Source organism: Algoriphagus sp. (assembly GCF_046296635.1).
In the GTDB taxonomy this organism is placed as follows: domain Bacteria; phylum Bacteroidota; class Bacteroidia; order Cytophagales; family Cyclobacteriaceae; genus Algoriphagus.
On the sequence record NZ_JBKBKZ010000007.1, the window covers coordinates 19228 to 34476 of the forward strand.

At 40.3% G+C, this 15249-nt stretch carries 9 protein-coding genes; 7 read left to right on the forward strand and 2 right to left on the reverse strand.

What is annotated here, in order from left to right; translation table 11 throughout:
- Positions 1-666 precede the first annotated feature (666 nt).
- The 5 genes from ACK4HU_RS07050 (at position 667) to ACK4HU_RS07070 (ending at position 6316) form a co-directional block, all read left to right on the forward strand.
- Positions 667-1998, forward strand: coding sequence for a cytochrome ubiquinol oxidase subunit I (locus ACK4HU_RS07050; protein WP_409804777.1), 1332 nt, complete (start codon positions 667-669; stop codon positions 1996-1998).
- 9 nt (positions 1999-2007) lie between these two features.
- The gene (locus tag ACK4HU_RS07055) at positions 2008-3024 is read left to right on the forward strand and encodes a cytochrome d ubiquinol oxidase subunit II (RefSeq protein ID WP_409804779.1); all 1017 of its coding nucleotides are present in this window, start codon (positions 2008-2010) and stop codon (positions 3022-3024) included.
- A gap of 145 nt (positions 3025-3169) precedes the next feature.
- The gene (locus tag ACK4HU_RS07060) at positions 3170-4102 is read left to right on the forward strand and encodes a hypothetical protein (RefSeq protein ID WP_409804781.1); all 933 of its coding nucleotides are present in this window, start codon (positions 3170-3172) and stop codon (positions 4100-4102) included.
- A 234-nt stretch (positions 4103-4336) separates the two neighbouring features.
- The gene (locus tag ACK4HU_RS07065) at positions 4337-5431 is read left to right on the forward strand and encodes an inorganic phosphate transporter (RefSeq protein WP_409804783.1); all 1095 of its coding nucleotides are present in this window, start codon (positions 4337-4339) and stop codon (positions 5429-5431) included.
- A 204-nt stretch (positions 5432-5635) separates the two neighbouring features.
- Positions 5636-6316 (forward strand): ERCC4 domain-containing protein, encoded by a 681-nt coding sequence (locus ACK4HU_RS07070; RefSeq protein ID WP_409804785.1) that lies wholly within the window; start codon positions 5636-5638, stop codon positions 6314-6316.
- Positions 6317-6686: 370 nt separating this feature from the next.
- Here the strand turns inward: ACK4HU_RS07070 and ACK4HU_RS07075 are convergent, their stop codons facing one another.
- Positions 6687-7901 (reverse strand): ATP-binding protein, encoded by a 1215-nt coding sequence (locus tag ACK4HU_RS07075; protein WP_409804788.1) that lies wholly within the window; start codon positions 7899-7901, stop codon positions 6687-6689.
- A gap of 360 nt (positions 7902-8261) precedes the next feature.
- Entirely contained in the window at positions 8262-9419 is a 1158-nt protein-coding gene (locus tag ACK4HU_RS07080; protein ID WP_409804790.1) for an FG-GAP and VCBS repeat-containing protein, read from the reverse strand.
- Positions 9420-10033: 614 nt separating this feature from the next.
- On the opposite strand from ACK4HU_RS07080, the gene ACK4HU_RS07085 reads away from it, so the two are divergent.
- Positions 10034-12403, forward strand: a complete 2370-nt coding sequence (locus ACK4HU_RS07085) for an ABC transporter permease (protein ID WP_409804793.1) — start codon at positions 10034-10036, stop codon at positions 12401-12403.
- Positions 12404-12603: 200 nt separating this feature from the next.
- Positions 12604-15045 (forward strand): ABC transporter permease, encoded by a 2442-nt coding sequence (locus tag ACK4HU_RS07090; RefSeq protein ID WP_409804795.1) that lies wholly within the window; start codon positions 12604-12606, stop codon positions 15043-15045.
- Positions 15046-15249: the final 204 nt, after the last annotated feature.

A 15249-nucleotide genomic window follows, 5' to 3' on the forward strand; every position in this document is an offset into this window, starting at 1 on the left:
CTTCACCATAGCGGTGCTATGCTTCAGTCTCCAAATAGCCTGATTTTTTTGCAATTAAACCCTTCATTACGAATCCTAATGAATAGTCCGGGTTTAAAATATCAAAAAGTTATCCTTATAATCCAATTCGAAAACTTGAAATTGTTCTACTTCTTTAGATCAATTCAAAATTTATGAACATACGGAATCCTGCGAGTAAGCTAATTTTCTTTAGTTAAGGGGTCGGAAGCCTGCCTGGCGGTAGGCAGGACCAGAGACCGAAGACCGAAGTATCCAAAACCAATCGTTACTCAGGATTTTTACTGATTATTTTAATCTGCTGGAAAAGTTGCGTTAATGCACATTAAAATATGCTTTCCTCCAATCATTGAAGCTTTCTGAAAACACTCATTTTTATTCAAGAAATTAAACCTGATTTGATGAACTATTCCCACTTCTTAATCGTCAGTCAAAAGAAATCAATATTGAATTCTCGGAATCATTTATTTTAGATTACGATTAGGCGCTTCTTTAGCCAGTAGATGAAAATCAAAAATGGAAAAAGGCCTCAAATCAAAATTATGGCCCTCTTCGGTCTCCCGTCTCCCGTCTTCCAGCAGGATTTCAAGAGATATTTCTTTTAGTAATAGAATAGCATATAATTAAATTTAACTCAGCTGTTATTCAATGGATGATCTTTTTGCTGCCCGCTCCCAAATGGCCCTTTCCATGGGATTTCATATCATTTTTGCATGCATTGGGATGGTAATGCCCTTTTTCATGGCTACCTCTCATTACAAATACCTAAAAACCAAAGACCCACTTTACAAAGAACTGACAAAAGCTTGGAGCAGAGGAGTTGCGATTTTCTTCGTAACAGGAGCTGTTTCTGGTACCATGCTGTCCTTTGAGTTGGGATTGCTTTGGCCGGAGTTTATGCTTCATGCAGGACCAATTTTCGGGATGCCTTTTTCCTTGGAAGGCACCGCATTTTTCATTGAGGCGATCTTCCTGGGCTTCTTCCTTTATGGTTGGGGCAAATTCAATCCTTGGTTTCACTGGTGGACCGGAGTCATTGTTGGCATCAGCGGTTTGGCTTCGGGTATTTTGGTAGTTGCTGCAAATGGATGGATGAACAGTCCGACAGGATTTGATTTTGTCAATGGAGAGTACCTGAATATTGATCCCATCGCAGCTATGTTTAACGATGCATGGCTTACACAAGCGCTGCATATGACTTTGGCGGCATTTGTTTCCACTGGATTTGCGGTGGCTGGAATTCATGCCTATTTATTAATGAAGGGCAAAAACTTGGAATTTCACCGAAAGGCATTCACTATCGCCATTGTTTTCGGTGCGGTGGCTGCTATCCTTCAACCTATTTCCGGAGATATTTCTGCAAAAGATATTGCTGTGAGGCAACCCTCAAAACTCGCTGCGATGGAAGCGCATTTTGAAACTTCCAAGCGAGCTCCATTAATCATCGGAGGAATCCCTAATGTTGAAAAGAAAGAAGTAAACTATGCTATCGAAATCCCCGGAGCCCTAAGTTTCTTGGCACATGGGGATTTCAATGCGGAAGTGATTGGGCTAGACCAAATTCCGGAAGAACATCATCCTCCGGTGATGGTCACGCATTTTGCATTTCAGATTATGGTGGGATTAGGAATGCTGTTGGTTGGTTTGAGTTTGCTTTATTTTTTCTCTTTGTGGAAAAAGAAAAGCTGGCAATTCAAGCGTTGGTTCCTTTGGCTATTTGTCATTGCCACTCCATTGGGATTTATCGCCTTGGAAGCGGGATGGACCGTGACAGAAGTGGGACGTCAGCCATGGATCATCTATGAAATAATGCTTACCAAAGATGCTGTGTCGCCAATTCCTGGAATTGTCTATTCATTAATTGTATTCACGGCGATTTTCATTTCTCTTGCGGCTATTGTGACATTCCTTCTCTATAGGCAAATCAAGGTTTTGCCAAAGACTTTGGAAAAGTACGCTCAGGAATCTATCGAAACTTAATCTCAACCTATGCTGTACGTGGTCATTATTTTTCTTTGTCTAGCGCTTTTGCTCTATGTGATTCTTGGAGGAGCGGATTTTGGCGCTGGGATCGTAGAAATGTTCACACCTGCTTCTTCCCGTGAGCAACTTCGGGATACGACCTACAAAACCATTGGACCGATCTGGGAAGCAAATCACATGTGGCTGATTATTGCCATTGTGATTCTGTTTGTCGGTTTTCCGCCGATTTACACCACACTTTCCGTTCATTTGCACATCCCTCTTGCGCTGATGCTAATTGGAATTATAGGAAGAGGAACTGCTTTTATATTTCGACATTATGATGCCTATGAGGATGAAATGCAGAAAGTTTATAACCTCATTTTCACCTATTCAAGCTTAATTACTCCTTTCTTTTTGGGGCTAATTTTTGGAGCTGCAGTAGGAGGTCAGATTGATACCGAAGCGGCAACTTTTTATGATGGATACATCAAGCCATGGTTGAATTTTTTCAGCATCTCTGTAGGGCTTTTCACTGTAGCGATATGTGGACTGTTAGCTTCAGTCTTTTTGATAGGTGAATCAAAAAATTCTACCATACGATTAATTGTGGTTCGAAAAGCCAAGCAGTTTATAATTGCTTCTGTGTTGACAGGAGGAATAGTATTCCTAGCTTCTATTACGGATGAGGTTCCACTTATAGGTTTGTTGCTGAAGGAAATAATAACCATTGGAATGTTGATCCTGGCTACTCTGGCTATGATTTACCTTTGGATTTCTTTGAAAAATGGAAATCAGGTTTTGGTTAGGCTGCTCAGTGGTTTTGTTGTCAGTGCTATTCTTTTGGCTTTTGGATATCATTATTTTCCTGATTTGGTGATCATCAAATCCGGAGAAAATCTGTCGTTTTATAATTCTTCTGCAACAGGGAAACCAATCGAAACCCTAGCCTGGGCATTGTTGATTGGGAGCGTTTTTATTTTACCCTCACTTTTTTACCTATTGTATAGTTTTCAGAAAAATAAGGTGACAACGCAACATTAAAATGCCCGTCAGCGAACAAAGATGTCCGTGTTGAAAAAAGTGAAAAGGTAGAAATATCTACTCAATCGGCTTTATGACAGGTTTTTAACTGGCATAATTATGGAAACACTAAAATAAGAATACTCCATACTTCAAAAATCTCTCTATGAAAATCTTTAAAAAATCCCTTGCCTTAGCATTCCTTGCAATGCTTATTTTTCAAGTCACCGCCTTTGCTTCAATTGAACTGGCAAATCCATATCTCACCAAAGAATTTACGCTAAATGGTGCGGGAAATCTCAACGTTGAAACATCCGGATCTTCTGTAGCAGTCACAGGGACTAGCGGCAATAAAGTAATCGTCGATATGTATGTGAAGCTCAACGGACGAGAAGTCGGAAAGGAAGATTCAGAAGTGGAAAGAGAATTGGATAATTACAACATCAACATCAACCAATCCGGAAATACTGTTTCAGTGATTGTGAAAAGGAAAAACAACAGTAGCCGAAGTAAATTGAACCTCTCCTTTAAGGTACAGGTACCGAGGGAAATGTCATCCAAATTCCAGTCCAGCGGTGGCTCGATTTCAATTGATGGAATTAATGGAACTCATACTGTCGCTACAAGTGGTGGAAGCATTCAAGTTGTCAACAGCAGCGGACAGGTGAAGACCAGCAGTTCAGGAGGCTCATTCCGAGTGGAAAACTTCAAAGGAAATGTCGATGTGCAGACCAGTGGTGGTTCTATAAAAATCAATAAGCTGGTTGGCGATTTGATGGTAGGTTCGTCGGGTGGAAGTGTGACCCTTGAAGATATCCGTGGAGGTATCAATGCAAGTACAAGCGGCGGATCGATCCGTGCCCAACTTACCAATTTGGAAAAAGGACTAAGCCTAAAAAGCAGTGGAGGAAGTATTACTGCTGTAGTGTCGGCTGGACAAGGACTTAATCTTGACTTGAGCGGCGGAAGAGTGAATACCTCACTCAACAATTTCAGTGGAGAAATGAAGAAAGACCGAATCCTTGGAAAAGTTAACGGCGGTGGAATCCCGGTAACCATGCAGAGCTCTGGTGGAAGTATCAGTTTGGAGTTTAATTGAAGTATCTAGTATCAATACGTTAGTATCAAGATTTGAGAGGCAAGAAACAAGAAGCAAGACCCAAGGCACAAGAAGTTAGATTTGGATTGTAGTTACTAGAGACAACTATGGAACATCCTGACTTCCTGACTTCCAACTTCCAAACTTCCAACTCCCCAACTTCCTATGCCGGGGTTAGTGTCTTTTATGATTCTTCATTAAATCTTTCGAGGTACTAATTCTCGTATTTGCGGAATGATTTGGATAGTCTTGATTTCTGCAGTTGCTTTTTTTAGTTACAGCAACGGGGCAAATGATAATTTTAAAGGATTCGCTACCCTTTATGGAAGTGGGATGTTGTCGTACAAAAGGGCAATCACTTGGGCTACCATCACCACTTTTCTTGGTTCGATAGCGGCCATCATTTTGGCCGTGAGTTTGGTTAGAAGCTTCTCTGGGCGGGGATTGGTCGCTGATGCGCTTGTGAATGATCCGGTTTTTGCTCTTTCTGTGGCTTTGGGCGCAGCTATCACAGTGATAGCAGCAACCAAAGTCGGAATGCCTGTTTCCAGTACGCATGCCATGGTGGGAGCATTGGTTGGGACAGGGATGGTGGTCTCACGAGGAAACGTCGAGTTTTCCAAATTGGCTACGGGGTTTCTTCTTCCTTTGATTTTGACTCCGATTTGTTCTTCCTTTTTGTCTTTTATTTTTGTGCGATTTCAGCTCAAATCTACTCCTACCAATTGCGATTGTATTTGTCTGCCCGAGACAGAATTACTTGTTCAATCGACTCAAAACATCCAAGTTGTAGAAATGCCGACTGTAATTTTTGACAAAATGGAGAATTGCGAGCAAATCCCCCAGCAGGCTACACTACGCTTTGATCGAGCAAAACTGGAAGATTACCTTCACTTATTCAGTGCCGGATTGGTGAGCTTTGCCCGAGGGTTGAATGATACACCCAAGATTGTTGCCCTATTAATTTTGATTCCGTTTTTGAATATTCAAGTTGGGATGATCTTGGTAGCTGTGGTGATGGCGATAGGAGGTTTGATCAATGCCCGGAAAATCGCTGAGACCATGAGTCATAAAATGACAACTATGACCAGTCGTCAGGGGCTTTCTGCAAATTTGATTACCAGCGGGTTGGTAATAGGTGCATCAGTATTTGGCTTACCAGCTTCCACCACACAGGTTTCTGTGGGTTCACTTGCAGGAATGGGTTGGGCCAATGGAACTGCTAATTTTCAGGTCTTTCGTCAGATTCTTTTTGCCTGGGTTTTGACTTTACCTTTGGGAGCAGCACTTGCTATTGCTGCCAATTATTTGATGAGTTGGGTCTTTTAAGCCTGCATTAGGGGGAAGTACTTGGAATCCGTTTCTATGAGTAGGAGTGTGGCTATAGCCTTTACTTAAGATTCATCGTCAAAAACCTCGCAGCATTATGTTTTCTTTCCAATCCTTATATTTCAATTGCCCAAATATTTGGATTGAAGTCGGATGATGTCAATTGATATCTGGTAAATTTGAAGGGGTTATCATTTTTTATATATGTCCAATTTGCTCAAGTCCTCCTATTATTTCCCCTTACAGGTCACTATCGATGACCGTGAACCCGATTCTTTGGAAAAAGAGTTTAGGGACTTGGGAAATATGATTATTCGCCGAAAACGTCTGGCAGTAGAGGACTATCTTTTTGATAATGATTTTTTGGTTGAGCGAAAGTCCATTCCTGATTTTTGTCTTTCAATAAAAGACGGACGATTGTTTAAGCAGGCAGGGAAGCTAATAAATAGCCGTATTCCAGCATGTCTTATTTTGGAAGGAAAGAACAGGGAATTCAAGAAGGCAGATTTTTCTTCAAAAGCAATTCAGGGGATATTGCTTTCCATGTCTTTAGCTTTTAGACTTCCGATCTTACGGACGAAAGACACACATGAATCGGTGCAGGTCATGCTCCAAAGTTTTAAGCAACTTACTCGCGACAAACTGGAGGGGCAGCGCTTTTATCCCAGGTCTTTTTTTTCAAGAGCAAAAAAAGATCCTCTTCTGGCACAGAAAATCCATATTCTAGAAGGTTTTCCCGGAATTGGGGCAGATAAGGCAGCAAGGTTACTGATGAAATTCGGAAATCTTGAGTCGGTGTTTACAGCCCATCCTGATGATTTATTGAATGTCCCTGGATTTGGTAAAGAGACTGTTGATGGAATTTTTGAAATTCTAAAAAAATGAGTGCTTGAATGAAAAAGTCATGCTTTAAATCAATTTATAAATCACATAAGTAGACACTCATGAAGTCAGAAACTCTTTGCCAACGTCAGTGTCACTGACGTTTTCCAAAGGTCTGACTTTGAAAAATTTTCCCGTTGATAATTTCGAGGAGAGATAATGTTGGGTTTTTGACCTATATCTGAAAAAAAATGTTGTGCACGTTCAGGTCAGTGACACTGACCTGGGCGGAGATTACCAATCAGATTTTAGTTTTGCTATGGTGATGAATGAAATTATATCTAAAAAATATGGATAAGTTAATGCAGTGAAAAACAAGAGATGATAAGCAATTTAGTCCATTAAAAAAGAATTTAACAAGTACAAAATTTGTTCAAAGAAACTCCATTTTTAAAAAATCACGCAAAGGCATTTGTTGGATACCCTTGAAGGTATTGAGTGGTTTGATCATGTCCATTGTTATCACGTATTTGGGATAGTTGTCGGCGACAGTCATTAGGTTTCCGAACTCCCTTTGTATGGTTACCTCATCAAAAAGCGCATAACAAACCTGTACATATAAGCGCTCTCCGTTCTTTTCACCGATAAAGTCTATTTCTTTATCTTGAAACTTTCCTACAAATACCCGAAACCCGTTTCGCAGCAATTGCATGTAAACAGCATTCTCCATGAGTTTGCCTATATCGCTTCGGTAATTAAAACTCCGGATACTGTTACATAGGCCTAAGTCTTCGAAGTAATACTTTTCTCCGATTTCAAAAATTTTCAGACCATTGATATCAGCTCTTGCCACCTTATGGATAAAATAGGAATTGGTTAAGGCCTTTAGATAGTTGATAACGGTTTGGGTAGGTATGTTGACCCGTTGGGACTTTAGGTATTTGCTAATATTTTGGGCTGAAAACACGCTTCCGGTATTGTCGGCAAGGTAGGCTACCAAATTTTCCAATAGAGAAACATTCCGTATTCCTTCCCTGCTGACGACATCCCTGAGTAGAATAGAAGAATATACGTTTTTCAGATATTCGAATACAAGTCCTGGATTGAGTCCAATATGATGCTGATATGGCATCCCGCCGACGGTCAGGTACAGTTCGAGATTTTCGATCTTGTCTTCCAATTGATTAAAAGTAAGAAACTCTACGTAACTGAGGCTATGGATTGGAAATTCGATATACCGCCCAGCCATGAGGGTGGCAAGTTCACCAGATAATATGTTGGCATTGCTCCCTGAACAATATATATCACAGGATTGCTCATTCAATAAACTTCTAAGACAGCGTTGAAAATCCATGATTTCCTGCACTTCGTCAATAAATAGATAGTTGGGTTTTCCTTGAATCAATTTCAGTTTTACATAATGGTCAAGGTCGCTATGGTTGATGATTTCTGAGAATTTCTCCAATTCCTTGTCAATGTAGATGACGTTTGCTTCAGGTCGATTTTCTTTAATATGTTTGATAATCATTTTAAGCATATAGCTTTTTCCCACCCGTCTTTGACCCGTTAATATCTTGATGATATGCTTGTCGATAAAAGGTTTAATCCTTCCAAGATATTGATCTCTTCTGATGATTTTTTCTTCCATTATACTTGATGAGTTTACCAAAAATAGTATTTTCTTCAATTATAATTGAAGAAAAAGTGAAACCAGTTCAATATCTTTAGCCAACGTCAGTGTCTCTTCACTGACGTTTTTAAACCAAAGCAAAAACCCTGACTCTGACCTCAGGTTTGATTTTGAAATATTTTCCCGTTGATAATTTACAGGAGAGATTGTGTTGGGTTTTTGATCTATATCAGAAAAAGATTTCGAATCACGTTCAGGTCATTGAAGACACTGATCTGAACGGAAAGAAGCCTTTTGAGAAAGCCTCGGGCGGAATTTTGATGTTCTCCTCCGATCAGCTTCGCCGCAAGTGCACAGGCGTGGCAGTTCTTTCAGCATTTAATTCTTATTCCAATAAATCTTCAAATTCTTGGTCGATCTGCCGGAGGCTATTAGATCCAATTTGCCATCTCCATCCAGATCTGCGGCTTGTAAATCTTCGCAGGCCATTCCGTTTTTGTCAATCCAGATTTCCTCAAACTCTGAAAAGGAGCCATTTTTTGGAATAAAAAGCTTAACTCCAAATTCTCCGGCATCATTTGGCAATCGCCAACCCACAGCGATTTGATCGAAACCCAAACTCAAAAAATCCCCAACTGCGAGTGCGTGCCCGTCTTTGAGTTGAGAATGTAAAACAGTTCTTTTGAGATTTTGAGAATTCAAATCATCGTCGAAACCCTCATAAGCAACCAGTGTTGTGCCGTGCATGGGTTCAATTGTAGCTAAAAAGAGAGTTTGGTTCAAACCGCTTGCAAGTCGGAGTTCACCAACACTTGGATTGCTGGGGAGGTTGATTTTCTCTTTCTTCCAATTTGACTTGGATCTATCCAAAATATTGACTCCTTCTTTTCCGCCCAAAAGAATAACTTGATCTGTTTCAAATCCAACAACATCCAAATTGTGCGTGAGATGCATGCTATCATCGATGGTTTCGATTTTCCAGTCTCCTGACGGGTCAGCTGGATATTCGTAAGCCATCACTTTTACTCCTTCGCCTTCTCCATTTGCATTTCCCCGACCATGTAATGGAACTACGATCAATTGAGCAGAATTCCCAATGATTGCCCAACGCATTCGGTGGGTAGTCGGTTCATGATGAAGTTGCTTAGGAGTCCAAAGCTGAGTTGGGTCTTCAGGTCTATTCAAGTAGAAAACTGCGCCTGACTTTTCTGTATCTGAAGTTTCTCCGGGATTCCATTGAGCTCCTACAGCGACTTCCACCTTTCCGTCTCCATCAATATCTGCGGCAGCTATGCAGACATTGTCAGATTGAGTAAGATTTTTGGCTAGTATAAATTTCTTCCAATCTCCGTTTCTGTACCAGACAAAGGCCTTTTTATCAGCCAAAAGAATATCCGGCTTACCATCCCCGTCCACATCACCAATAGCAACTCCATACCCAATGGCTACTTCGGAGTCTAGGATCTGTTCTTCAAAAACTGGAGCTTTTGCTGTCTGAAAGGCGAAGACTAGAAAAATAATCGGGCTATAAAACATGGCTTTTCGGGAAGGTCCAGTTTAAATTGAAATTATAATGAATATACGGAATCCTGTTAGTAAGTGAATTTTCCTTGGTTAAGGAATTGGAAGACTCCACCACGGCGGACAGGAGGAGACCGAAGACCGAAGCTTTCAAAATCAATCATTACTTAGGATTTTTGCGGCCTTATTTTTAATTACTACCAAAGCTGTTTTTATGCATAAAATCTTTTTTTGGGCCAAAGGGAAGTTTGAGAATATGTACAGGTCTTTTGCCTCTGCAAGTTTATTCTTTCCCTTTTTTGATTGATTTCAATCACAAATCATACTTTCTGAACATAAAGTAATCAGGAGGTTATACTATTTGATAAAAAATTTATCATAAAGTAATACTATCTGTATTGAGTTTTATCATTAAGTCATTTTCTGATTGAGGCCTGACTCATTCTTAATGTTTTTGGCCGCCAATTGTGTCTTCCAAAGTATTTACTCTATTTAGGGTTTTGCCCGTCATCGGACAATTTTGTTCGAAAATTCGACCTAGAATCCAAAAAATCGCTTTATAATGCCTTTCATCTTAGTTCTTCATTGGCACTAAACTCGCAATTTTAAATAAAATCAATTTAACCACTATGCTTCGACACAATCTTCTCCTGATCTTCCGGAATTTCAAAAAGTTTGAAAGTACTTTTTATATCAATCTGATTGGTCTTACCACCGGACTTGCAAGTGCGCTTTTGATTTTTCTATGGGTGAGTGATGAATTGGGTTTTGATCAATTTCATGAGAAGAATGGGCGACTTTTTCAGGTGATGGTAAACAGGCAATCAGGAACAGGAATTCAGACAGAAGATATGACACCTGCATTTCTAGCGGAAGCTTTGGCTGAGGAAATGCCCGAAGTGGAAATGGCTGTTACAACTGCCTCCTTACAGGGATTTGACGACATTAAGCTTTCTATTGCTTATGAAGATGTGACCCTAAAAGAAATGGGAAAGTTTGTAGGTAAGGATTTTTTCAACATGTTTTCTTATGAGTTGATTCAAGGAGATGCTGAGCAGATCTTGGCCGATAAAAACTCCATTGTGCTATCGGAAACAACTGCACTGAAGTTATTTAAATCACTTGAGAATGTTGTTGGAAAAATAGTAACATTAAAAGTTAAAGATGAAGGATATGTGGTATCCGGAGTATTTAAAGATTTGCCAGCAAATTCTTCCTATCAATTTGATTTTTTGATTTCATGGGATGCATATAAAGAGTATCTACAGCCCCACTGGTATGATTGGGATGAGACATTATACCGAACGTATATCTTATTGTCGGAAGGTTCCGATCCTCAACTTTTTAATGAAAAAATCACTGATTTTATTAAAACAAAGTATAAAGACTCTCCGGATCAAATATTCATAAGACCCTATTCATCCGGGTACCTGCATGGGAAATATGAAAACGGCGTTCAGGCAGGTGGTCGCATTGAGTATGTGAAATTGTTTTCAGCAATTGCGATCTTCATTTTGATCATTGCCTCCATTAACTTCATGAACCTCTCCACGGCCAAAGCTTTTAGCCGGGCAAAAGAGGTAGGTATCAAGAAATCTATGGGGGCAGGAAGAAGAATATTGATTCTACAATATTTGACAGAATCATTTTTGCTTACGCTTTTGGCGCTACTTCTGTCAATAGCGTTAGTTCTGACCCTGCTGCCCCAGTTTAATCTACTGACCGGAAAAAGTCTTTCTTTGGTTTTTGACTTAAGAATGTGCCTGGCTATAACAGTAGTTGTGGCTTTTACCGGACTTTTATCCGGAAGCTATCCTGCACTTTATCTTTCGGGATTTAACCCTTCTCTTGTAATGAAAGGGAAATTTCAAACCGGAAAGAATGAGATTTCTGTTCGCAAAGGATTGGTTGTGTTTCAATTTTGCTTATCTGTGATTTTTATAGTATCTGTATTGGTTGTGTACAAACAAATCGATTTGATCCAATCAAAAAATTTAGGATATAACAAAGACAATGTGATTTACTTTGATACAGAAGGTTTTACCGGGGCTGAACAGGATTTAGCGTTTCTTTCAGAAGTGCGTAATATTTCCGGGGTGTCTCATGCTTCAGGTACATCAGATATTATAGTTAATCCCAGTGCTATTATGACCGGAATTAGCTGGCCCGGCAAAAATCCAGAAGAAGTTTATGTATTCAACGGTGTCGGTGTCATGGAAGGCATGATTGAGCTGCTTGGGATTGAAATAAAAGAAGGTCGCTCATTTTCTTACGATTTTCAATCGGACATTGATCAAATAATTATCAATGAAGCTGCTTTGGAAATTATGGGGTTGAAAGATCCGATAGGAGAGGTGATTGATTTTTACGGCGATGCTGAAATAGTAGGTGTCGTTAAAAATTTTCACTTCAAATCACTTTATGAGGAAGTGAAGCCTTTTGTTTTTTTATTAGAGCGTGGTGCTATGCAATTTATGGTGAAACTAAAGGCCGGAAATGAGCAGGAGAACCTGTCAAAGATAGAAGAGTCTTTTAAAAAATTTAATCCTGGATATAACTTCAATTATAAATATCTGGATCAGGATTATCAAGCACTCTATGCTTCCGAACAGCGTATTGCGGTGCTTTCAAGATATTTTGCCGGTATTGCGGTCATTATTTCATGTCTGGGATTATTTGGACTCGCAGCTTTTACCGCCGAAAAAAGGACAAAGGAAATAGGAATTCGCAAGGTGTTAGGTTCCAGTGAATGGAAAATCATCAAGCTTTTGTCTGCTGACTTTGCCAAAATGGTATCTGTTGCCATTGTTATTGCATTACCCTTGAGTTATTATATAACATCGAATTGGCTGGATAATTTCGCCTATAAAATAGACTTGCAATGGTGGTATTTTGTTGGGGCAGGGGCATTGACTATGCTGATTGCCCTGCTGACGGTGAGTTTTCAGTCGATAAAGGCCGCACTGGCAAATCCTGTAAATTCTTTGAAGTCAGAGTAAAAGAAGTTTTTAGGATCGAGTAGATCATAACAAAGAACGACCGAGAGCGAACAAAAATGTTCGGAGAATAGAATTGAAAAATTAAGGAAAGGCCTAAAACAATTGTTTTTTGGCCTTTTTTCATGGCATAAAAGTGGAAATCTTTAATTAGTTCTTTTATTGAATATCGATCAGTTGAACAAAGCCAATCTTCAAACCTTATGTGGAAAAACTACCTAAAAATCGCCTACCGAACCCTGTGGAGAAATAAAGTTTTCAGCGTTATTAATATCGTTGGATTGGCTTGCGCCATGTCGGCCTGTCTACTCATTATACACTATGTGAACTTTGAGCTGAGTTATGATAATTTCCGGAAGTCAAACGTGTATCGAATAGCGGACTATGCTTTTTTGAATGGTGAAATGGTCGGAAAACGGGCCCAGACGCCTCCTGCATTGGCCCCGGCATTTCAAAGGGAGATTCCGGAAGTAATTAAATCCGCCCGATTGGTTCATACAGCCCCACTTATGTCGGATCCCGTCATGCAGGTAGGTGACCGGAGTTTTCATGAAGGCAAAGTTTATTATGCAGATGTGGCATTCCTTGACATGTTCTCTTATAAAATGGTTCAGGGAAATCGGGATCAGGCACTTACCCAACCCAGCAATGTGGTAATTTCTAAGGAAATGTCGGAAAAATATTTTCCCGGACAGGATGGCTTAGGGAAAGAGCTTACCTTTTATATGGGTGACCGGGGGAATACACAGTTAAACATTAGCGGAATTTTTGAAAATATCCCCGATAATTCCCATGTGCATACCGATTTTATCATCTCCTTCAATTCCATTCCATGGAACCTGGATGAAAACTGGGATTGGGGCAATTTCTACAATTATGTAGAATTAGCTCCACAAAGCGATTTGTCAGTGGTAGAAGGGAAATTTTTGGACGTACTGGAAAAATATCTGGGAGAAAGTTTAGCCGAATGGCGCAACTCAGGTTACACCTCCACACTAGAACTACAGCCTATTCAAGATATTCACCTAGACTCCCATCTGGAGGCTGAAGCAGAACCAAACGGCAGTCGAAAGATGGTTTGGTTCCTGACCCTTATCGCTATTTTTATTTTGGTTATCGCATGGATCAATTACGTGAACCTAACCACTGCCAAATCTGTGGAGCAGGCCAAAGAAATCGGTATTAGAAAAGTGGTGGGATCCAGTAAACGTCAACTGATCGCACAATTTATGACAGGCTCTTTTATGGTCAACGGGTTAGCCGTTATTTTGGCTATTGCGCTTTCGCATCTCCTAATGCCTGTTTTCCAATCCCTGACGAAGGTAGCGTTTTCTTCAACTCCCTCCGCTGGAATGATCATTGGCGTAGGAGCACTGTTTTTGACAGGAACTTTATTATCCGGCCTTTACCCGGCGTATGTAATGTCTTCTTTTCAACCTTTGCAAATGATTAAGGGGCACTTTAAAAACCCGAGTCAGGGTGTCCCCATTAGAAAAGTTTTGATTGTATTTCAATTTGCAGCTTCTATTGCCCTCATTGCGGGGACCTTGGGTGTACGGCAGCAGCTTGGATTTATGCAAGAGCAGGATAAGGGACTCGATATGGACCAAACGCTTATCGTAAAAGGCCCAGGAATTAAGGATTCAACCTATCAACAACACTTAGTCTACTTCAAAAATGAAGTGAACAAGCTTCCCCAAGTACAAGAAGTAAGTGTTTCCTCGAATATTCCAGGCAAGGAACTGAGTTGGGCAAGGCAGTTTTACCAGCCTGCACGGCCGGAGAGCGGTAAAGGCATAAATATCATCGCTATTGACGAAGATTTTTTTCAATTATACGGTGTGGATTTTCTTGCCGGCCGTAATTTTTCCCCGGAGGTAACTTCTGATCGTGGTAATCTGATCATAAACGAAACGGCAGCACGCCAGCTGGGTTTTAAAAATGCCGAAGATGCCATCCAAAAGACAATCATTTGGCATGAATCTGACGAAGACACGCATGCCAAAACGATTATCGGAGTGATTAGGAACTTTAATCAGGAATCGCTCCATAAGGAAGTGGGGCCGCTGGTGTTTGCCTTAAAGGAATACCTCAATGCGCCATGGGCGGGCGAATATTATTCTCTGAAAATAAGTACCGGCGACTATACCACAGCTTTGAGCCAAATAAAAACCAAGTGGGAGCAAGCCTTTCCCAATAGCCCCTTTGAATACTTTTTTCTCGACGATTATTTCAATAGTCAATACCTTTCTGAGCAAAAATTCGCAAGGATTTTTAGCCTTTTTGCTGGGCTGGCCATCTTTATCGCATGTATGGGACTCTTCGGTCTTACCTCTTACATGACCTTGCAACGAACCAAAGAGATCGGTATACGCAAAGTGCTGGGAGCGTCTATCTTAAATATCGTAGCCTTACTTTCAAAAGACTTTTTCCTGCTCATCGCTTCAGCCAGTATAATTATAGTTCCGATTATTTACTATATCATGAAAAACTGGCTGCAAAATTATGCCTATCAGATGGAAATTCACTGGTGGCTATTGGGCCTTCCTATCCTATTGGTAGGGCTTTTGGCATTGCTTACTGTTAGTCTTCAAACGATAAAAACGGCATTGGCAAATCCAGTAAAATCTTTGAAGTCTGAATAAAAGAAGTATTTAGAATCCAGGGATCTGAACCAAAAATCGACCGAATGCGAACAAAAATGTTCGGAGAATTTCACTGAAAAACAAATAAGGGCCCAATGAAATCCGATTAGGGCCTTTTTGAATGGCACAAAAGTGGGAAATAAGATGCAGAGATAAGAACCAAGAAGAATTTGTAAGAAGTAATTAGTTAGTCGTGACTAGTAA